The sequence below is a fragment of the Lysinibacillus sp. NPDC047702 genome (assembly GCF_050272555.1).
Lineage (GTDB): Bacteria > Bacillota > Bacilli > Bacillales_A > Planococcaceae > Lysinibacillus.
The window spans coordinates 1-21,810 of record NZ_JBNNMG010000006.1 but is presented as its reverse complement, the minus strand read 5'-3'; the positions used below and the strand labels follow the sequence as shown (position 1 = coordinate 21,810).

The 21,810-nt window shown below is 38.2% G+C and carries 21 protein-coding genes and 1 riboswitch; of the genes, 4 read left to right on the top strand and 17 right to left on the bottom strand.

Going from position 1 to position 21,810, the window contains the following annotated elements; all coding sequences use genetic code 11:
• Positions 1-6 precede the first annotated feature (6 nt).
• The 15 genes from ACQKIM_RS04750 to ACQKIM_RS04680 form a co-directional block, all read right to left on the bottom strand.
• Positions 7-858, bottom strand: a complete 852-nt coding sequence (locus ACQKIM_RS04750; protein WP_427539835.1) for a 3-hydroxybutyryl-CoA dehydrogenase — start codon at positions 856-858, stop codon at positions 7-9.
• On the bottom strand, positions 858-2,063 hold the full coding sequence (locus tag ACQKIM_RS04745; RefSeq protein WP_427539832.1) for an acetyl-CoA C-acetyltransferase: 1,206 nt from the start codon (positions 2,061-2,063) through the stop codon (positions 858-860). The genes ACQKIM_RS04750 and ACQKIM_RS04745 overlap by 1 nt, the downstream gene beginning before the upstream one ends.
• 198 nt (positions 2,064-2,261) lie before the next feature.
• Positions 2,262-4,496: a heterodisulfide reductase-related iron-sulfur binding cluster gene (locus ACQKIM_RS04740; protein ID WP_427539829.1), complete on the bottom strand. Its 2,235-nt coding sequence runs from the start codon at positions 4,494-4,496 to the stop codon at positions 2,262-2,264.
• 238 nt (positions 4,497-4,734) lie between these two features.
• Complete coding sequence (locus tag ACQKIM_RS04735; protein ID WP_427539826.1) at positions 4,735-5,298, bottom strand: cob(I)yrinic acid a,c-diamide adenosyltransferase; 564 nt, start codon at positions 5,296-5,298, stop codon at positions 4,735-4,737.
• Between the two features lie 15 nt (positions 5,299-5,313).
• Positions 5,314-6,771, bottom strand: a complete 1,458-nt coding sequence (locus tag ACQKIM_RS04730) for an adenosylcobinamide amidohydrolase (protein WP_427539824.1) — start codon at positions 6,769-6,771, stop codon at positions 5,314-5,316.
• The gene (locus ACQKIM_RS04725; protein ID WP_427539821.1) at positions 6,768-7,769 is read right to left on the bottom strand and encodes a FecCD family ABC transporter permease; all 1,002 of its coding nucleotides are present in this window, start codon (positions 7,767-7,769) and stop codon (positions 6,768-6,770) included. Before ACQKIM_RS04725 ends, ACQKIM_RS04730 begins: the two co-directional genes overlap by 4 nt.
• Positions 7,766-8,728, bottom strand: coding sequence for an ABC transporter substrate-binding protein (locus tag ACQKIM_RS04720; protein ID WP_427539818.1), 963 nt, complete (start codon positions 8,726-8,728; stop codon positions 7,766-7,768). Before ACQKIM_RS04720 ends, ACQKIM_RS04725 begins: the two co-directional genes overlap by 4 nt.
• A gap of 184 nt (positions 8,729-8,912) precedes the next feature.
• Positions 8,913-9,097: riboswitch (cobalamin riboswitch) on the bottom strand.
• Positions 9,098-9,346: 249 nt separating this feature from the next.
• The gene (locus tag ACQKIM_RS04715) at positions 9,347-11,014 is read right to left on the bottom strand and encodes an acyl-CoA dehydrogenase family protein (RefSeq protein WP_427539815.1); all 1,668 of its coding nucleotides are present in this window, start codon (positions 11,012-11,014) and stop codon (positions 9,347-9,349) included.
• A 2-nt stretch (positions 11,015-11,016) separates the two neighbouring features.
• A complete protein-coding gene (locus ACQKIM_RS04710) occupies positions 11,017-12,519 on the bottom strand; it encodes a class I adenylate-forming enzyme family protein (protein ID WP_427539812.1) in 1,503 nt (500 codons plus the stop codon).
• On the bottom strand, positions 12,512-12,901 hold the full coding sequence (locus ACQKIM_RS04705; protein ID WP_427539809.1) for a MerR family transcriptional regulator: 390 nt from the start codon (positions 12,899-12,901) through the stop codon (positions 12,512-12,514). Before ACQKIM_RS04705 ends, ACQKIM_RS04710 begins: the two co-directional genes overlap by 8 nt.
• A 267-nt stretch (positions 12,902-13,168) precedes the next feature.
• Positions 13,169-14,836: an arginine--tRNA ligase gene (gene argS / locus ACQKIM_RS04700; RefSeq protein ID WP_427539806.1), complete on the bottom strand. Its 1,668-nt coding sequence runs from the start codon at positions 14,834-14,836 to the stop codon at positions 13,169-13,171.
• Positions 14,836-15,267 carry a DUF1934 domain-containing protein gene (locus tag ACQKIM_RS04695; RefSeq protein ID WP_427539803.1) on the bottom strand — a complete coding sequence of 144 codons (432 nt, stop codon included), beginning with the start codon at positions 15,265-15,267 and terminating at the stop codon, positions 14,836-14,838. The genes argS and ACQKIM_RS04695 overlap by 1 nt, the downstream gene beginning before the upstream one ends.
• Before the next feature lie 643 nt (positions 15,268-15,910).
• Entirely contained in the window at positions 15,911-16,543 is a 633-nt protein-coding gene (locus tag ACQKIM_RS04690) for a hypothetical protein (RefSeq protein WP_427539800.1), read from the bottom strand.
• Between the two features lie 81 nt (positions 16,544-16,624).
• Positions 16,625-17,170: a hypothetical protein gene (locus tag ACQKIM_RS04685; RefSeq protein ID WP_427539797.1), complete on the bottom strand. Its 546-nt coding sequence runs from the start codon at positions 17,168-17,170 to the stop codon at positions 16,625-16,627.
• Positions 17,171-17,318: 148 nt separating this feature from the next.
• Complete coding sequence (locus ACQKIM_RS04680; RefSeq protein WP_427539794.1) at positions 17,319-18,062, bottom strand: helix-turn-helix domain-containing protein; 744 nt, start codon at positions 18,060-18,062, stop codon at positions 17,319-17,321.
• A 191-nt stretch (positions 18,063-18,253) separates the two neighbouring features.
• Here ACQKIM_RS04680 and ACQKIM_RS04675 point away from each other — a divergent pair, with 191 nt between their 5' ends.
• Positions 18,254-18,457 carry a helix-turn-helix domain-containing protein gene (locus ACQKIM_RS04675; RefSeq protein ID WP_427539791.1) on the top strand — a complete coding sequence of 68 codons (204 nt, stop codon included), beginning with the start codon at positions 18,254-18,256 and terminating at the stop codon, positions 18,455-18,457.
• A gap of 340 nt (positions 18,458-18,797) precedes the next feature.
• Here ACQKIM_RS04675 and ACQKIM_RS04670 read toward each other — a convergent pair whose 3' ends face one another.
• A complete protein-coding gene (locus tag ACQKIM_RS04670) occupies positions 18,798-19,355 on the bottom strand; it encodes a histidine phosphatase family protein (RefSeq protein ID WP_427539788.1) in 558 nt (185 codons plus the stop codon).
• 370 nt (positions 19,356-19,725) lie between these two features.
• Here ACQKIM_RS04670 and ACQKIM_RS04665 point away from each other — a divergent pair, with 370 nt between their 5' ends.
• The 3 genes from ACQKIM_RS04665 to ACQKIM_RS04655 all read left to right on the top strand — a co-directional run bounded on the left by ACQKIM_RS04665 (position 19,726) and on the right by ACQKIM_RS04655 (position 20,817).
• Entirely contained in the window at positions 19,726-19,944 is a 219-nt protein-coding gene (locus ACQKIM_RS04665) for a hypothetical protein (protein ID WP_427539785.1), read from the top strand.
• A 184-nt stretch (positions 19,945-20,128) separates the two neighbouring features.
• A complete protein-coding gene (locus tag ACQKIM_RS04660) occupies positions 20,129-20,335 on the top strand; it encodes a helix-turn-helix transcriptional regulator (protein WP_427540138.1) in 207 nt (68 codons plus the stop codon).
• Positions 20,335-20,817 (top strand): hypothetical protein, encoded by a 483-nt coding sequence (locus ACQKIM_RS04655; protein WP_427539782.1) that lies wholly within the window; start codon positions 20,335-20,337, stop codon positions 20,815-20,817. The genes ACQKIM_RS04660 and ACQKIM_RS04655 overlap by 1 nt, the downstream gene beginning before the upstream one ends.
• A gap of 320 nt (positions 20,818-21,137) precedes the next feature.
• Here ACQKIM_RS04655 and ACQKIM_RS04650 read toward each other — a convergent pair whose 3' ends face one another.
• Complete coding sequence (locus ACQKIM_RS04650) at positions 21,138-21,722, bottom strand: hypothetical protein (RefSeq protein ID WP_427539779.1); 585 nt, start codon at positions 21,720-21,722, stop codon at positions 21,138-21,140.
• Between the last annotated feature and the right edge of the window lie 88 nt (positions 21,723-21,810).

Below are 21,810 nucleotides of genomic sequence, written 5' to 3'. Positions count from 1 at the left end.
ATAGAATTATTCATAAACGTAAAAGCCTCTTCCTGATTTCTTCCCTAGCCAGCCCGCTGCCACATATTTACGAAGCAATGGACAAGGTCTGTACTTACTATCACCTAAGCCCTCATGTAAAATCTCCATAATGTAGAGACATGTATCAAGACCAATAAAGTCCGCCAGAGTTAATGGACCCATCGGATGATTCATACCAAGCTTCATAACATCATCGATTGCTTCCTTCGTTGCTACACCTTCATACAATGCATAAATCGCTTCGTTAATCATAGGAAGTAAAATACGATTTGAAATAAAGCCTGGGAAATCATTTACTTCCACTGGTGTTTTGGATACTTTTACTGTCATGTCTTCCACTGCTTTATATACTTCATCACTCGTTGCTAATCCTCGAATGATTTCCACTAGCTTCATAACAGGTACAGGATTCATAAAATGCATCCCGATTACTTGCTCTGGTCGATTAGTAACAGCGGCGATTTCTGTAATAGGAAGTGAAGATGTATTCGTAGCTAAAATGGCATGTGCTGGTGCAATTTGATCAATTTGCTTAAAAATAGATTGCTTCACTTCCATATTTTCTACAGCAGCCTCGATGATAATATCTACATCACTAGCATCCTGTAAATCTAGTGACATCACGATACGACCTAATATAGCAGCTTTCTCTTCTTCTGTTTTACGACCTTTTTCTACATCGCGTGATAAATTTTTCGTAATAACTCCTAGACCACGTTCGAAAAACTCTTGCTTCATATCATTCAATTTGACCTCATAGCCTGCCTGTGCACAAACTTGTGCAATGCCAGAGCCCATTTGCCCTGCACCAATGACCATTACCTTTTGGATACCCATCATTCATGTCCCCCTGTTTTCGGTACTTCAATCATAATCGCATCTCCTTGCCCACCACCTGAACAAATCGCTGCAATTCCGATACCACCGCCACGGCGCTTTAATTCCTGCGCAAGCGTTAAAATAATACGTGCTCCAGATGCACCAATTGGATGACCTAGCGCTACTGCTCCGCCATTCACATTGACCTTTTCAGCATCTAAATCAGCTAGTTGCGTGCTGACTAGCGCTACTGCAGCAAAGGCTTCATTGATTTCGATTAAGTCAATGTCTGTTAATGATTTCCCTGTCTTTTTCAGTAATTTGTTAATCACCAGACCAGGTGTTTGTGGGAAGTTCTCTGGCTCGATGGCAAGCTCTTCATGACCGATGATTATTGCTAGCGGCTCCCTGCCTTCACGTACTGCACGTTCCTCGCTCATAACTACTAGTGCACATGCACCATCATTTACCCCAGGTGCATTACCCGCTGTAATTGTTCCATCCTTATCAAAGGCTGGTCTAAGCTTTGCAAGTACCTCCAAGGATGTACCCGCTCTTGGTGCCTCATCTGTATCAACTAGAAGTGGCTCTCCCTTGCGTTGTGGGATTTCCACAGGCACGATTTCTTCAGCAAAATAACCTTTATCGATTGCTGACAGTGCGCGCTCATGACTGCGAACAGACCAAGCATCCTGCTCCTCACGGCTTAATGAAAACTCTTTGGCTGTTGAATTACCGTAGCTTCCCATATGGGGTCTTGCCTTATCAAAAGCACATGTTAAGCCATCATATAGCATTCCATCCACCATTGTTGAATCACCCATACGTAACCCTGTTCGACCATTTTGTAGATAGTACGGTGCATTGGACATTGATTCCATACCACCAGCGATAATTACTTCTTCGTCCCCTAAACGAATAAGCTGATCCGCTAGTGTGACAGCACGCATCCCTGAAGCACAAACTTTGTTAATCGTTTCTGTTTTTACAGCTTTCGGTAAGTCTGCTTTAATCGCAGCCTGTCTAGAAGGAATTTGGCCCTGTCCCCCTTGTAAAACGGAGCCTAAAATCACTTCATTCACAGCATCTGGTGAAATATTCGACCTCTCTAATGCACCCCGTATAGCGATAGCACCTAAATCACTTGCACTTAAAGCTGAAAGTGAACCCCCAAACTTCCCAAATGCCGTTCTTGCTCCTGCTAAAATAACAGCTCTATTCAAGTAAAACACCCCTTTTGTTTTACGTACTCCGTGATTTATCAGAGTACCGTTGTTGACTGAACGCTCGCTCGGTTTTTCCCTATGAAAAATGGGAGTTCTAAGCTTCACTCCCATTTCCATTTAATCTTATTCTACAAAACAATTTTTTATTGTGCAATTTATATTTTTCAGATAACTAAAATATTTCTACAATAGCCATCATTTCTCTGCGTTAATTTCTACATTCTTGTCTTCTTCGACATTGTCTACAGAAGCCACTACCTCTTCAAGCATCTCATCTGCAGCTTCTTCAGCAGGATTTTCAACTACTTTCCCTTTTTCACCAAACACAGATCGCTCCAATAGTTCTGCAACGTCGAATGTTCCAATTGTATCCTCAACCTCTTTTGCCTTTGTACCATCCTCTAGCATTGTTAAGCAGTATGGACAGCCCGATGAAATAACAGATGCATTCGTTGCTAAAGCCTGCTCTGTACGTGCAACATTAATACGGTTACCAACATGTTCTTCCATCCACATTAAGCCACCACCCGCACCACAGCACATAGCCGTTTCGCGATTACGCTCCATTTCTACAAGTTTCACACCTGGAATACCTCGTAGTATCTCACGCGGTGCATCATAAACATCGTTATAACGACCTAAGTAACAAGAATCATGGAATACAATTGTTTCATGAACTTCATAATTCAATGCAAGTCGATTTTCCTCAATTAGCTGATTCAATAGCTCTGTGTGGTGATATACTTCACCCTTCCAGCCAAAGTCTTGATATTCATTTTTAAAGATATTGTAAGCATGAGGATCGATTGTCACAATTTTTTTCACATCGTTTTTCTCAAACTCATCAATATTCGCTGTCGCAAGCTCTTGGAATAAAAATTCATTTCCTAAACGACGAGGTGTATCTCCTGAATTTTTCTCTTTATTTCCTAAAATTGCAAATTTCACACCTGCCTCATTTAATAGACGACAGAAGGCTAAGGCAATTTTTTGTGAACGATTATCAAATGCACCCATTGAGCCTACCCATAATAAATATTCCATTTCCTCGCCAGATTTTTTCAGCTCTTTGACTGTTGGAATATTGATTGTTGGATCAAGGTCACGCCAATTTTCTTTTTCTTTACGGTTTAAGCCCCAGGGATTTCCTTGACGCTCGATATTTGTCATCGCTCGTTGTGCATCTGGATTTACTTTCCCTTCCGTCATTGTTAAATAACGACGAAGGTCAATAATTTTATCGACATGTTCATTCATAACTGGACATTGATCCTCACAGTTACGACAAGTCGTACATGCCCAAATCTCTTCTTCAGTAATCACTTCACCAATTAAAGATGGACTGTATATATCTTCAATTACCGCACCCTCGGCACCAGCTGCCATTGCTAACTGATTCCCCTTTGTATTAGCAAAGAATTGATAAGGTACCCACGGCTTTTGCTTTGTCACCACTGCACCTGTAAATGTTAAATGGTCGCGAAGCTTCACAATTAAATCCATCGGTGATAGCATTTTACCTGTTCCTGTTGCAGGACACATATTTGTACAGCGCCCACATTCTACACAGGAATATAAATCTAGCATTTGCTTTTGCGTAAAGTCCTGAATTCGTCCAACCCCAATAGATGGCATCTCATCTTCACTTTCAGCATTTTCTCCAGCTTCCTCTAATGCTTCAAAGTCGATTGGTGTTAGCGTTCCTACACGATCTAGACGATTCATATAAACATTAAGTGGACTAACAATTAAGTGGAAGTGCTTGGATTGCGGTACATACACTAGGAATGTTAATAAAATTAATAAGTGTGCCCACCACATCACATAGAATATAGCTGCTGCTGCAGTTGCTGGTAGGAAACTAAAAATAGCAGCAATACTAGAAGCAACTGGTTCTGTATATGTTAAATCCTCACCATGCCAAATTAACCCCATACCATTAGCGATTAATGTTGATACCATTAAGCCACCAATGAATATTAATACAAGACCGTTTTTCCAGCCCCGTTTTAGACGTACTAACTTTTCTACATAGCGGCGATAAAACGCCCAGACAACTGCTACTAAAATCATTAAGACCACAAGCTCTTGGAAGAACGTAAAGACACCATAGAAAATACCCAGCGGCAAATGTGATTCAGGTACTAATCCCTTCCAAATTAAATCAATGGCACCTAGCTGCACCATTAAAAATCCATAAAAGAACATCACGTGAATTAATCCACTCTTTGGATCTTTCAGAAGTTTATTTTGGCCAAATACATTGACCATAATATAACGAATTCGTTCTTTTACACTTTCATCAAACTCAACCTTTTTCCCCAATTGCACAAACTTATAGCGTGTTTTTAACAGATAGAAGAATAATCCTACTGCATAAAGCACAACCACGACTGTTAAAACAATGTTTGCAATTAATAATGGACTCATGGTTGGTCCCCCCTTTAGTTTGTCGTAATTTTCTCTCTTTGTGGTAAATTTGCTAGCTCATACGTAAATGTACATCATTTCATCATTATATTCCTATTCTAATAAATGAGTGAGCATTCAGTCAACATAAAACGGAAATATTTCTGATAATTTTATATTCTTACATTTTCCAAGAAAAAAAGCCACCCTGAATTTTATCAAAGTAGCCATTTCTCAATTTCTTTACAATAATTTTACCTTAATTTTCAAAAACATTACCGCTTCGAATATATTCAATATCAGAAACCTTCAGTCTAAAGTTCACAACTCGTGCAGCGGCAAATAAATAATCAGATAATCGATTTAAATACTTTTGAACAATTGTCGGTACATCCTCAATTTCCTTCATGAGGGTTACCATTTGGCGTTCTGCTCGACGTGCAACTGTACGGGCAATGTGTAAGGTTGCAGCGGCTGAAGCACCTCCTGGTAAAATAAAACGCTGTAAAGGCGGTGCTTCATCTGATAAAGCATCTATTCGTGATTCTAACACTTCAATCGGCTGCTCAGTAAGCTTATAATGACGCTCCTTCATAACATTTGCAAGGTCCCCTCCTGCATCAAAAAGCTCATGCTGGATTGCTTCTAAGTCAATAAGAATATCTTTAAAAAGCTCACGATCTAGTTCACTTACTGCCTTTCCAATAAATGAATTTAATTCATCAATAGCCCCGTAAGTTTCCACTCGTAAGCTATCCTTGTCAACGCGTCCACCAATAAGACTTGTTTTGCCTGTATCCCCTGTTTTCGTGTAAAGCTTCATCTCTCTCATCTCCTATCATCCATTTTTATAATTTTTAATGGCTTGCACAGTTGTCGCAAAAACACCTTTACCAATGATTTTTCCTACCTCTGTAATGGGCCCGCCATACAGCATTTCTTTCCCTTTTTGTGTAGCAGCAATCAGCAAACTATCTGTAGCAGTTCCTGTAGCAATAGTTCCACTAAGTTCATCACGAATATCTTCTGACTGTAATGCCTTAGTTTTTGCCTCATTTGCAGTCATCATTGCTTGGAAAAAAGCTTCCTCTGATAGACTTCCATTGATAATAACCCATGTATTTATAGTACCAATATATGGTTCGATCTGTCGTTCATGTGCACGAGAAACATCCACAGCATTGCCCACACCAGCAGTAACCGCAACGAGCACACTGCCAAAGGATGCTGTATATTCATTAATCGCTACCAGCCTTGATGGAACAGCTGTTAACATGACAACCGTACTCGTAGAAGAAAAATTCTCCCTCTGTAAAAATGCTGCAACCTCTCGCTTGACATCACTTATGACGTAATCCCCTGGAACTGAGCGATTTAAGAGGCAATCATACCAGCCAATTCCTGGATTATGGACAGCAGAGGAAACTGTTTTTAAAGGAAAATCAGATTTTAACTGAATATAATGTTCAGTAACCATAAAATTTTCTCTGTTAATATGTGCACGTTGCAGATGCTCACCCGATTCAGGCATCATCGTTATTTGTGGCTTTGGAATTTCAGGATGTGCATAGGTCGCTACCCTCGCCTGATAGACATCTTCAATTTGGGAAGCCATCAATACTTCATGGGGTACCCCAAAAGCACGCATCTGTCCCGATTCCATTAATAATAATTCATCACAATAAAGTGAAGCTAAGTTCATATCATGTAACACCATAATAACGGTTAATCCGCATTCTACTGCTTCTTTCCGCACCATATCTAAAATTTGCCGCTGATGTGCAATATCTAAATGATTGGTTGGTTCATCCAGCAATAATATTTCTGCTGTCTGCGCTAAAGCTTGAGCTACAAAAACTCGTTGCTGCTCACCACCCGATAAAAATTCCATTGGTGTGTGTTCGTAGCGTGTCACATCTGTTTGGGCCATTGCGTGTTGGACTGCTTGTTCATCATGATCCGACCAGCTGGAAAAAAAGCCTGATTGATGTGGATAGCGTCCAAGTGATACAGCCTCTCGCACACTGTTTGAGAAGGCATTCGCATGTAATTGTGGAAGAACAGCCATTTTTTTTGCCAAGGCACGAGCGTTGTATGAATTAATATTTTTGCCATCCACTTTTATAGTACCTGCAGTTGCTGGTAATATGCCGCTAATCACTTTTAACAGTGTGGATTTTCCGCTACCATTTGGACCTAATATTCCTAATATCTTCCCCTTTTCCACTGATAAACTAATATCTTTGACGATCGGTACGTCATCATAGCCACCTGATAGATGTTCAACGACAATCATGCCCGTACCCCCTTGCTTCTTCGCTGCTTATAAAAAATATAGGAAAAAACAGGTGCCCCAATAAATGCAGTAATAACACCAATCGGTAGCTCCCTTGGCATAATAATTGTTCGTGCGATTAAGTCACAAATAATAAGCAATGTAGCGCCATTTAAAAATGATAATGGTAATAAATGACGATGGTCTGAGCCCCAAATCATCCTTGTCATATGTGGTACAACTAATCCAACGAAACCAATCGTACCTGAAACAGCTACTGCTGCTCCTGTCAACATGGATCCACCTACTAAAATTAAATACTTACTCCGCTTCACATTAACACCTAAGTGCTTTGCACGTTCTTCCCCATATAGCAGTACATTTAATTCCCTTCTTTGTGTCCAAAGCATTAATGAACCTACTATTACAAATGGGATAATCATTTGCACGAAAGGCCAGCCGCGCATGGATACTGAACCAAGCAGCCACCCTATCACTTGCCGCAGCTCCTCACCAGATAAGGCAATCATTAGAGAAATAAGTGAGCCTAAAAATGAGCTAAAGATGACCCCAGTTAAAATCAGCGTTTCCATTTTCAATGAACGATCTACTATTCTTGCAAAGCTCATGACTGCTACCATCGTTAACACTGCTCCAAGCATACTGAAGGTTGGCAATGCATAGAGTCCAACTACTGGAATTGATATGCCAAAAAATATTGTCATTACGGCTCCAACTGATGCACCTGAAGAAACACCTAATGTATAAGGGTCTGCTAAAGGGTTTTTTAACAAGCCCTGAAAAGCAGCTCCTGCAATGGCAAGTGACGCACCCACAAGCCCTGCTAGGAGAACTCGTGGCAGGCGTATTTTCCAAAAAATATTGGCAGCCGTTTCATCAGCTGCTTTATTCCACAATACCTCTAGCGGAATATGAACAGAGCCTATTGCTACGCCGCACCAGATGCTGATGATAAGAAGCATTATGGCGGTTACATAGGCTGTGACTATTTTACTCACTCAAATGCCTCGGGGTAGATAGCTTTCGCTAATTCTTCAAGTCCCTCTCCTAAACGAGGTCCTTGACGACTTGTTGTACTCTCATCTACCTGAACAATGGCTTTATTTTTCACAGCATTAATTGTGTCAAAGCCAGCACGCTGTGGTAGCTTTGTTAAAATATCAGGTACATAATGATATGTCACCACGATGACATCTGGATTTTTTGCAATAATTTGTTCGGAACTGATTTCATACCAGCCTGCTGTATCTGCCGCAACATTTTCGGCATGAATCATATTTAATATTTCATTCATAAATGTATCTTTACCAGCTGTAAATATTTGTGGCTCATCAGATGCTTCTACAAAGACTTTCTTTGGCTTTACATCCTCGAGTTTTGCTAGAACCTCTTCTACTTTTGCCTTCATATCTTTAATAATTTTTTCGGCCTCAGGTAATTTCCCAGTTGCACGACCTAGTTGTTCAATTGTTGTATATGTCTCATTAAAGTCCTTCGCATCTTTTACCACAAAAACCTTTAAACCGGCAGATTCAAGCTGTTCAATGGCCCCTGCCGAAAGTGTCATACTCGATTCATGAGCAAACACAATATCTGGATTTAAGGCAATAATTTGCTCATTATTATATTCCATACCGCCAACTTTTTGCTTTTCAGCTGCCTCTGCAGGATAATCATCATTATCGGTAACACCAATTATTTCATTGTTTAAGCCAAGAGCAAATAAAATCTCTGTGTTACTTGGAATAAGAGAGACTATTTTCTCAGGGGGTGCTTCCAGCGTAATATCCTTGCCAACAGCATCCGTTATCGTCATTGGGAATGTTGCTTTGTCTACCTGTGATGTTTCTTGCTGCTCAGAAGATGCGGGCTTTTCATTTTTTGCCCCTTCCCCACAGGCCACAAGTAAGCCAATTGCCAAAAATGCGGCCAATCCTAATTTCCAAAATTTCTTCATGTGAATCCTCCTAGTTTATCGGTGCCTATATTGTAACAACTTGTTTTGCTGATGGATCAGTAATCGACAAACTTTGTAAGTTTATCGCCCACTTTTTCTAATCAAAACAAATACCCCTCATTCAAAGTGAGGGGTATTAATGCACAAAAATACGCAAAATCCACCACCCTATCCTCGTAGGTTGAAACGTGTTTCTATAAAGGCAGGTCTCCTGGCTTGTGCTACATACGTTTTTTCAAGCCTTCCCGAAAAACTTTCAGTGGCGTACATTGAAAAAACTAGCACATACAGTGGCGGGACCGCATCGGAATATCACCGATTTCCCTTTTCACTTTACATAAGTAAAGAACCTTTATAATATTCAGTTGATTTTATTATACATGAAAACAAAAGAAGTCGCCTACCAATCTAGACGACTTCTCCTTTAATCAATTATGCCTCGGCATAATTGCGTTCGGAATCGGCTTTGTGCTTACACAAAGAACTCCTTTTCGATTCCGTGACATCCGCCGGAGGCTTTAACTTCTTTCAGCGGGTGTTTGGACACCCTCTGAAAATTAGCTTAAATTCGCATTCATCTCACCGCCTATAGAGGTGGGAAACTTCTGCTGAAAGAAGTTAAATGATATCTGTAAAATACTGGACTGTTTTCATCGGTGCCCCTAGTTCTCTTAATGCCCATGTATGCTCTAAATAAATATCTGCCAGCTTTTCATATTTCCCCCCGAATCTGTGTGCCCATTCAACTGCTACAACACTTTCATACATATGCGCCATTTTTTCTGCTACCGCTTTTGCCTCAAATGTTTTCGTTGCTTCATCCAAAGAGCTAAATGTATGCAATGTCGATTTCAAATGCACTAATTGTTCCATTACTAATTGGACTAGAGGGCTGTCAGCTAACTTAGCTAAGCGTTCCTCCATAACACGTACAAACAACTCATGGGCTTGGAATTTATCTACTAAACGAATCAGCTCCAATGCCAGTATATTGGCAGTTCCTTCCCACACCGTAAGCACCTGTGCATCTCTTAGTAAGCGAGGTGTCACAAAGTCTTCAATATAGCCATTTCCACCATGTAATTCAATCACTTCACTCGCATATTTCACCGCTTGCTCAGCTGTTTCCTTTTTCATAATGGCAATATTTAAACGATTCATGATCATATCCTCATGATTGCCCTGACCACTTGTCACTTTATCATATAGCTGAATAAGATCAAAAACTGTTGTTACTTCTACATGAAGCTTTGCCGCTAATTTTCCTAGTGTATCCTGAATCATTGGGTATTGCGTTAAAGGCTTACCAAAGGCATAACGATTTGTCACATAATGCTTTGCCTCTAAAAAGCCGCGTCGCATAATACCTATAGAAGCTACAGCATTGCAAATTCTTGATAGATTAAGTGCCTCTAGCATATAATAAATCCCTTTATTTGGCTCACCTACAATATAGGCAAGTGCACCTTCAAATTCTACCTCACCAGAGGGTACTGCCTTCACACCGAGCTTATCCTTTAAACGGCGAATACGAAGATTATTCACAGTACCATCCTCCGCTCGCCAAGGAACTGCAAATAATGTTAGCCCTTTAGAGCCGGCAGAAGCCCCCTTGAGTCGAGCCAATACCATCGCTACACCGCACATTCCTACATTGGATGCAAAATATTTTTCACCATATAAACGGAATTGCTCACCTTCCTGTCTTGCCTCTACAACATTTGCCCCAACATCCGAGCCACCTTGTCGTTCTGTTAAAAAGGTTGCCCCCTCATAGAGCTCAGTATCCCCAGTTGCGCAAACATGTGGTAAAAAGCGTTCCTTCACCTCATCATTCGCATAATGATCAAGTAAATAAGCTGTTGCCATTGTTAATGTAACAGGACAATAAAAGCCTGGCTCAGCATGGGATAGTAAATACCCTTGTGCAAAGCTATATACATAGTTACCCCTTCTTCCTAGCTGTGGAATATTCTTGTGCACATAGCCTACAATCCCGGTATTGTACGTCTCTTCAATCGTTTTTTTATAGCCATCATTGACCCAAATCTCTGATACCTCTTCACCATAGGCATTATAACGTTGTAATCGAGGCTCACCCTCTCTATCCGTATGCTTCGCTCTTCTATCAATATCTCCAGCACAAAGCTCTCCAAAATCTGTTAGCTCTCGCGTTGCGTATTCCGCAAACTCTTTATCGAGCATCATTTCTAAAATACGATGGAGAGTATCATTGTCTTTAAAAAAATTCGTTGTCTTCACTTCTTCCTGATGTAGTACCTTCATAATTATCTCACCTCTTGTCCCTTCAAGGATTGCTTTAATATTTTGCCTGATGCATTCCGCGGAAGCGCTTCCACTTGCTCGAAAATCCGTGGAATTTTAAATTTAGCAAGATGCTGTTCTAAATAATGTTGAAGAGCCTTATCATCAATTTCCGTTTTGGCAGCATAAATAGCCTTTACCGTTTCACCCCACTGTGGATGTGGTACACCGATAACAGCTACCTCAAAAATCCCTTCAAAGCTTACAATACAATCTTCAATTTCCTTTGGATAAATATTGACACCACCGGAAATGATCACATCCTTCTTGCGATCAACAATCCATATATACCCATCTTCATCCACACGAGCTAAATCACCTGTTTTTAACCAACCATTTATAAATACAGCCTTCGTCGCAATATCGTCCTTATAGTAGCCTAACATATTGCCCTCTCCAAATAGCACAATTTCACCTACCTCACCAGCACGTACATCCTCTCCATCATCGTTAATAATACGTATCTCCGTTCCAAGAGGTGCACGCTGACCAATACTTCCTGCCTTTGTCTTATGTTCCTCACCAAACAATAATGAGCCACTTGGACCAGCCTCCGTTAATCCATAAACACATGTAAAATGATCTGTGCGGAAAGCTTTTTGTATAAAACCGATTTCATTCTGTGATAATGGTGCGCCACCATATACCCACCACTTCATGGAGGATAAATCAGCGGTTTGCAATCTCGGCATTTGAGCAGTTAACAAATAGGCAACTGGTGCGCCAAAGAAATGCGTTGTCTTCTCCTGCTCAATCGATTCCAAAAACAAATCAGGTGTAAATGTTGGAGTTAATACATGTGTTGAACCGACAAGAATTCCTGCCATTAAAAATAAATGTAAGGGAGCTGAATGCGTTAACGGCATCATCAGAAGAATACGGCTTTCAGGCTTTACCTCCATCTCGACTGCAATCATTTGTGCTACAGTTAAAATATTACGATAGCTAAATAACACGCCTTTTGGTTTTCCAGTTGTCCCTGAAGTATATAAAATCGTTGAAGCGTCATCCTCTTTGAGCTGACAATCAATTATTTGAGAGGTCGCACTTTGAATTATTGTCTCAAAGCTTAACCAACCAGCCTTCTCTTGACCCGTTTTAATTTTCAATGAAATAACCGATATATTTTCGACCACTTTAAAAATAGCTTCATGTACAAGAATTGCTGTAGCCTCTGCATGCTGTGCCACATACTCTACCTCTTGTAAGGTAAATTTCGCATTGACCGGTACAACAATTGCCCCAATGCGTTGAATCGCAAAATAGCTAACAACAAACTCTACAACATTTGGCATAAAAATGATGACCTTATCTCCTTGCTGCACACCCCTTTCAAGCAAAGCATGACTAAGCCTCGTCACCTGCTCATCTAAATCGCGATAGGTCACACGTCGGCCATGACAAATCACTGCTTCAGTTGATGGATACTTTCGGGCATTCCGTGCTAATAAATTTGAACTATTCATCGTGCATCTCTCCCTTTAAAATCGCTAATTTTTCACTAAACATGTCATGCAATTGCTGTAACTCCATCTTCATTTGTGCAAGCTCTGTTATTTTACTATCAATCTCTTGAATTTTTTGTTCCCCATAGTCGACCGTTCGCTCTAATTGTTGAATTCCTGTGCGATCAAAATCAAATAGCAGAACCATCTCCTTAATCTCCTCAAGTGAAAATCCATAACGCTTTCCTCGAAAAATAAGCTTAAGCTTGGCTAACTCTTTTTTTGAAAAGGTTCGCTGATTAGTAGATGAACGACTAGGATGAAGAAGCCCAAGCTCCTCATAATAGCGTATGGTTCGTGTAGAGACATTAAACTCCTTCGCCACTTCTTGAATCGTCTTCATCTTCTCCCCCCTCACAATTTCCACCAGTATATCATTGACGTTAACGTAAACTTCAACGAAATTTTCGAAATTAACAGAAAAAACAATGCTCAAAGCAGTTGAATAAAACTTTTTCTAGGTTCTATCCACCAGTTTGCCGCTTCTATCCTCCAGTTTCTACTTTCTATCCATCACTTTAGCCCTCCCATCCATCATTTCATATTTCCTATCCACCCAAGCCACAAAAATACCCCCAGCACAATTTCGTGCTAGGGGCTAAAAACTTGATTACATTTTTTCTGGAGCTGATACACCGATTAAGCGTAATGCATTTGCAATTGTTGTACGCACAGCAGTAATAAGGGCTAAACGCGCTTCTGTTAGCTCTTTATTCGAAGCATCTAACACTTTTTCAGCGTTATAGAAGCTGTGGAATGTAGCTGCTGTTTCTTGAATATAGTTTGCGATACGATGCGGTGTACGATGCTTCGCAGCTTCAGCTACCACTTGCGGGAAATCGCCTACTTTTTTCAATAAATCAATCTCTTTTTCAGCTGTCAACAGCGTTAAATTATCTGTTGTTGCAGCGAAGCCCTGCTCATTGGCTGAACGTAAAATCGATGAAATACGTGCATGCGCGTATTGTGCATAGTACACTGGGTTTTCATTTGATTGAGAAACAGCAAGGTCAAGGTCAAAGTCCATATGAGAATCGCCTGCAGTTTTTACGAAGAAATAACGGACTGCATCTAAGCCAACCTCTTCAACTAGTTCACGCATTGTCACAGCGTTCCCTGTACGTTTTGACATTTTAAATTTCTCGCCATTTTTATAAAGCTGAACCATCTGGATAACTTCAACCTCAAGTGTATCACGGTCATAGCCAAGTGCTTGAATCGCTGCTTTCATACGCGGAATATAGCCGTGGTGGTCAGCACCCCAAATATTGATCAATTTATCGAAGCCACGAACAATTTTGTCCTCATGGTAGGCGATATCTGGCGTTAAATATGTGAACGAACCATCATTTTTAATTAATACACGGTTTTTATCGTCTCCAAATGTTGTAGAGCTGAACCATGTAGCGCCATCTTCTTCAAATACATGACCATTAGCCTTTAATTTATCTAACGCTACTTCAATCTTACCGTTTTCATATAGCGAAGTTTCAGAATACCAAACATCAAAGTTTACACGGAAGTTGGCAAGGTCTGTTTTTAATTTATCTAATTCTAACGCTAAACCATGCTGGCGGAAGAAGGCAAATCTATCTTCATCCGTTTTGGATAAAATAGTATCGCCATACTCACCAGCTAGTTTACCAGCAATATCAATAATATCTGCACCATGGTAGCCATCCTCAGGCATCTCAGCATCTAGACCTAAAGCTTGCTTATAACGGGCTTCTAGTGAATAGGCTAAATTATTAATTTGGTTACCTGCATCATTAATATAATACTCACGAGATACGTAATAGCCAGCCATATCTAACACATTACATAATGAGTCTCCTACAGAAGCTCCACGTGCATGCCCTAAGTGAAGATCACCCGTTGGATTTGCAGATACAAACTCAACTTGGATCTTTTCTCCAGCACCAGCATTTGAACGACCATAATTAGCCCCCTGCGAAAGCACTGCCTTCACAACATCTGTTAAGAAATCCTTACGCACTGTGATATTAATAAAGCCAGGACCAGCAATATCAATTTTCTCAATATCTGTCCCTGAAGTTTCAAGATTTTCTAAAATGGCTTCAGCAATCGCACGAGGAGGTTTTTTTGCTAATTTTGTTAATTGCATTGCAATATTTGTTGCATAATCCCCATTTGTCTTATCCTTTGGTGTTTCAAGGTGAATATTTAATTCTGTGCCAGCATCGACTAAGCCAGCTTTTTCAACAGCTTGCGCAATTGCCGTCTTAATGGCCTGTTGTACTTGTTCTACTGCGTTCATCATTGTACCTCCGTAAATGTAATATCTAATGTATAGTTGCCAACGGATTGCCCACCCATTAGTAAATCATACTGTACATGGAAATCTCCGTTAATTACCTGTTTTGAAAACATCATTTTTTTCGTATGGATGACAAGTGGCATTGAACCAAATTCACTATCATAATGGCCCTTCTGTTGTTCCATTATGTTAAGTGGAAGTCGCATATTTACTGCTCCTGATCGCATAATAAGTGCCTGCTCATTGCCTAGTTTCATTGTAGTGCGGATAATTTTATCCTCTAGCACTTCTTCATATTTTAAATACAAGCTTCCTGTCTTCTCCAGTAGCTGTCCTGTCAGCCACATTTCCTGACTTTCGGATTCTCCATCAATCGGACGAATCGTCGAAATGAGCTTAATGTTCACCTGCGATTTTGCCTCATTCGCCATTATGGATGCTCCCTTATATTTTTTTCCTATAACCTTTTTATTATATATTAGGAATGACGCAAAATACAACATACAAGTGCTTTGAAGTCTGATAAATCAGCGTTTATGATATAGTTCTCCGTTACCTAAACAATGCAAGATAAAGCATATTAAAGCATGGTTTTGGGGCTAAGTGGGGCTAGATTGGGGCTAATAAAAACGGCGAGCGTGTGTACAGGAATACGTGAGTGAGATTGAGGCTAATGCTTCAATCTTTTTTTGTTCTTTAGGGAGACAAGACAAATTGAGCTGGATCCAAATTTGGATTTTGTTCCAATATAAAAGCTCTACGCAATAAGCTGTGGAAGGCAAAATCCCAAACGCTTGGGAATTTAACAATGAAAATAATGTAGCTCTTCCATAGTGCTCATCTCTAATTTTCATTTTACTCAACGCAAAATTGCGTTCACCTCCTAACTACTCATTTGACTCCTGAAAATTTAGGAGCGAAAATCCCCCACTGTAATATTCTCTTTGTACTGAGCGCTAACTCTTAGGAAAAATAATCTAAAGGTTGATAGGCTGAATTTTCAGCTCATCTAAATTTTCGATACTCATTCAAAACAAAAGCACCCACACTATAAATTGTGGATGCCCTCAGGATCTATTTAACAATATGCAAATGCTGTTTCTTGTTGAGCTTCAACTTGATAGGCTTGCCATGCCTTACATACATAACCTCACCTTTGCCGTTTCTGAACGTGTTCTCAGTCTCCATGCCCTGTGTTGCCATAAATTCTTCCATCAAGTCTAAATGACCGTCTAAACGTCTCATAGCACTCATGGCTACCATACCTTGTACAGCAAAATCCATAATGTCACGATTCATATATTCCATGATGAGCTTCAGGATGCTTTCGCCTATTCTTTCATGTGGCTCTAGCCCTAATTCGTTGATGGCTTCCAGTGTCGAATAGTAGTCTTTCATTTCATATTTAGCACCGTCAAACACTTTCTCAATTGGGAATAGATTCATAAACTCATGCAGCGTTAAGAGACTCATAATCGCCTTTAAGCCTGATATAAACTCAAAGCATGTTTTAGCTTCATCTGCAGTAATTAATTTTGGGTAGGTGCTGACTGCTTTCACCCCATAATAAATAATCTTAGGAATGTGCTTTGATTGGTCGGTCCCTTCCTCTGTTGGACATGCTTTTAATGAACGAATGTAGGCTTTTATATAAATTCTATGTTTATTCATTTCTTCTATTGATTGTGTTTCTGGCACGTGTTGCATGCTTCATCACTCCTGTTTGTATGATTAAAAGTAAGAGACAGCCATAATAATAGTTGTAGCCGCTCACTATATCTGATAAAGTCAATTTGTAATATTTTCACTAGTCACTGTTCCAGCAGTGGCTTTTTTGTTTTCCTCGCCTTTACCCACAACTTTCGCTACGGTTTTAGTTATATACGTTAACACTTCCTCAAAGCTATCTGGTTCTCTACCAAATTCTTTAGTGAATGTTTTTATGTTGCCTTCCATGGCAAAAGCGTTCCAACCTACCTTACTGTTGATATCAAGTTTAGTAGCTGCCACAGTCGATTGCTCTGATTCACTTTTAACCACTGTCTGATACAATTCTTCTGCATGAATATTAAGAGTATTAACTTCTTCTGTAATATTTTTGAATAACGGATGAAAAGCCATATCAATTAAACGTAATGAATCTTGAATTTGTAAAATAGACAGACATGCCATGCCACGATCCTCATGCCAGCCTCTATCTGTGATTTCATCAAATCTATTCATCAAATTAGCTATCGCCTGTTGTACAACTCGTAAATCAATCATTTGTACAGATAAACTATTTGCATTGTTACTATTCTCACGTACGACTGTTCTTAATGTTTGTTGTTGCATTCTGATTCCCTTCTTTCAATAATTATTTGTTTGCTACTGCATTCAAAAGTAATTGTTTATTGTGGTCTGACATGACACACCACTCTTTAGCTGTCACTTTCATGTGTCCTCACATCCTTCATAATTAAAATACTATTGTTGGTCCATCTCATTCAGTTAGCCAGTTATAGAAACGGACTGGATACTCATTTACATGCTTTTGAACTAACTTTGGTGTATGTCTATCTCTACGTTGTAATGCCTTCTTATGAGCCCCTATGAATATGGCTCGTATTGTTTTAGTGACCGTCAGCACACCATCTTTAATATCATTGACCATCTTAAAAATGATGTTCTTTGCCTTTATGAATTCTTGAATGCTGCTTACATTAGATGCTAGTACCACTTTATGCAGATCATCCTTAAAGTTATCCAGAAGAGGTAACGAATACATAAAGTCATATAACATCACCTGGTACTCGTTCATGTATTTCTTATGAGTTTCTTTTTCATTATGAACCTGGTTATAGACTTCTTGTAATGGAACAATCTCAAAAGACTCATAATGGTTCTCACATATTTCAGATTGGACTGGTAAAATAATATAAATGTTTGCGCCTCTACCTCCCTTTTCCTTAGTAGTTGACAGTTTCTTAATAATGCTTAGTGATTCTAATTTCTTGATAGCTCGATAAACTGTTTTGGTACTGATCTCTAAGCCTTCAGCAATTGTGGAAGCTTTTAAGTGACACACTCCAGGATAATTAAGAGAGTGTGAAGCAAGCTTATAAACGATGGCACGTTCTGATTCTGTCAGTTCATAAAAATGTTGCTGGATATGCTCTTCCACATGCTGATCCATTTCCTCTATTGAATTGAATGTTTCGTATTGTGCTAAGTATTCAAATGCCATCGTTTTCACCTCGCTTTCCTGCAGCATGTCGGCTATTTCTTGTCCATTCACCGACTAACCTTTGATGGTTTTCGCACACTACAATGTGCTTTATACACACTATAATATACATTTCAGTGTGCATTGTCAACACTAATATTGAAAAAATGACCACCGTAATGTACATTTTATTAAAAGGATGGTGTATAGAAATGATTAAAGTTCATTTGTCAAAACTGCTTGGGGAACGTAAAATGAAAATTTCTGATCTTGCAAATGCTACTGGGTTACATAGAAATGGATTAAGCAAGCTTTACAACGAAAATACTGATGGTATTAAATTCGAGACTTTAGAAAAAATTTGTAAAGCATTGGATTGCGAAATAACCGATTTGTTAGAAATCATAGAAGAATAATAAATAAAAAGGACGCCCAATATTTATTTTGGGTATCCTTGTTTTTACATCTTCAATTTTTATTTTGCTTCTTTTGACCATAATAAAAAGCAACCACATTTCTGTAGCTGCTTGATTATATATTAATTATTAAGAGCATGTTTTTAAAGATTAAAAGAATAAATGATTAAGATTTAATCTATAACGTTTCGTCCCTACTCCCACAATGGTTTTCAGCATTTCAACGGTAGGACATTTCGGTGGGACATTACTAGCATATTAACTATTATTGCCACCCATCACGGAGTGGTCTTTTTTATTAATTATTTAACTAAAGCACCCGGTTAATTCAAGAAGAATATTAAATTCTTCTCCATAATCTCTCTGCGTTTTTTAACACCTTACCATCAAAAGTTAATTTATATATATCTGGCATATCAAGATTTTGCCAAAAAGAAAAATCATACTTTCTGTCAAAGAAATTCATGATTAAAACCATTATATTCCCATGTGTTCCGATAACTACATTTTCACCTTTGTGCCTCTCTAATATATTAAAAGTGGTTTCTACACCCCTTTTTTGAGCGACAAAGTTAGACTCTCCACCTTCCCACGAAAAGTTGTAGTCCTCCCATACTTTTGTTATTGCAGTAGTAAAATCGCTAGCAGGAACAGTGGTTAAAGTACGTTCTTTAAAACCATCTATTATTTCAACTCCTGTATTTATGTATTCTGATATTCCTTTGACAGTTTGAACAGCTCGTTTATACGGACTTGAAACAACAATACCAATTTCCTCTGTTTTTAATAATTTTGTAACCATTGTTGCATCAGTAAAACCTCTTTCTGATAAAGGTCTATTTAATTCATCGGGTGTATAAATAGAATGTGCGTGCCTAACAAAATATAAATTGGTCAATTTACCAGCCCCTATTAATAATAATGTTATTTTAAAACTTTCTTATTAAATTAACCTGATCGTTAATTTAATAATACCTCATAGGACTTTCATTTGGATAACTATTTCCATTCACCATTCCAGCCAGTTTTCTATGTTTGGTCTACTGCATATTTCTGAAAGGCTATCCCTTTCCTCTAACCAGTTGTAGAAATGCACTGGATGCTCTTTATTAGGAGTTTCTTCTATATGTGATGATTTAGTCACCTTGCTATCCAAACGCACTATAGCCTTACTATACGCACCTACAAATACGGCTCTTTTGATATTTCTAGCAAATTTAAATATTATTAATGTTGGAGATAGATAAAATATAAATGAGGATTTCAAAATGAACAGATTAGAACAAACAACTCAAGAATTACTGGAAGCTGGTTATACAATTGAGGAAATTAAAGCAGCTTTTAAGGAAGTAATTGAACAAGCTAAACAGGTCAATACGGAACCCAAGAGCCCAAGAGGTGTTGATAAATCAACTAATACACATCTTTGTAAGCAACAAGCATTTAAAAAAATTAAACATCTAAAAGAAACAGAAAAAATATATTAAATAAGGAAAAAAGAATGTTATAGTGTCACCCTAATTGCATTAATACGTGATGAACTGCGTCTTTTCAGATGCAGTTTTTTTATTGCGGAACCATTACCTTTGATAATTTTAAATAAAAAGCAAAGTTAACTAGACAAAAAGACAAACAAACTTTACAATTAAAAATAAGAAAGAAGAGGTGGTTATATTGCTCGTTAATCGTGTGAAGGAATTTAGAGCTAAATATAATTTAACACAAGGAAAACTCGCTGAAAAAGTCGGGGTAACTAGACAAACTATTGTATCATTGGAAAAAGGTAGTTATATTCCTTCACTCCTTTTGGCAATGAATATTGCGAATGTTTTCAATGAACCAATTGAAGAGATTTTTACCAAAAAGGAGGAAGAATGATGAATATGTCGTTGACAGTTATTTTAAGGGCTTTGTTATATGCTTCGTTAGCTTTTATGGTTTATGATTTTGTTAGAGTTCAACAACAATTTGAATTAATGAATAGAGGTTATTTAGACGAATTTTCTGTTTATATAAGTAAATTACCAGGGCAACTATTTATAGTTATCACAATCATCTTATTACTTATGAATGTTATCCAACTACTCATTGTGAAAAAGAATAAACAGGCCAAAATTAAAGATTATATCCTTCCTGAATATGATGTTTCAGATGAACGTTCTATAGAAGTTACAGGAAAAGCAGTAAGAATTTCTTTCGTTTTTATACTATTTTATTCCTTTTTTATTCTTGGTTCATATATGTTTATTCCGAATTATTTTCTAGATTATGTTTGGTATCCTATGTTTTCAACAGCTTCTATACCTATAGTCGGTCTAATCATCTATTTAATATCTTTTAGGGTTTTATATTCTCGTTAAAAATTGTGTAATTCTTCGCAAAGGAAAAACCCTTTTTGATCAAAGGGTTCTTTTAGGGTAACGAAAGATGTGAGTTTGTGAGCAAACTTTATTTCAAAGTTACATTCAGAAAATGAAATCAGTGCTCTTTATCAAAATTTAACATACCATATTAAGTAATATAAAAAGTCCGGGCTCAAAATTAATTGAGTACCTGGACTTTTGTTGTTATGCATGCGTTTGCCTATACTTCACAATGAAAGGATTGCTACCACAATATTGAATAACAAAAATTATAAGAATTATATTCACTTTTGTTATCAATTCTTTAATTAAAACTTTTAATTTCTAGCGCATGCAAAATTAAAACCACCAACAGTTATTGCAGCAGTATCACTAGTTGTACCAAATCGACCAGAGGTATCTCGTTCGTCTATTACTGGGAGACCACCAGAATCGTAGCAACGATTAATTAGATTCCTTTTTTCTCTATCTGTTAAGTATTTATCATAAAATAAGTAACCGATAAAACTAACTAATCCGATTCCAGCAAGCCAAATAATCGGCCAAGCAAACGGTTGGATAACTCCATCTCTATCTTCTTTTAATAGAATTTCACCTTCATAATTCTCCATGTCGATACCTTGAGATAAAAGTAAATTTTTTGTTTCTTCAACGTCTAATGAATCTAATACGTTTTCAATTCTATTCAATTCGGAATTTGGAAATGCGTATTTTTCCTGGGCTAATTCTTTATCAATTTCTAATTTTCCTGTATTTAAATTAAATAAAATAGATTCTGATAAAGCTATTGCCTTTTTTTGTTCTTCAATTGATGAATCAACATTCGCATGAGCAAAACCTGGTGAAATTAAAGATAAAAACAAAACTGTGACAAGAAAATAGATAATATTATTTTGGCTCAACACCAAAATCTGTTCTTGCTAAAAAAGAATACAAAAAAACATCTGTATCCGCTAGAGTTGAGAGTACGACCAAACAACACAGCGAGGT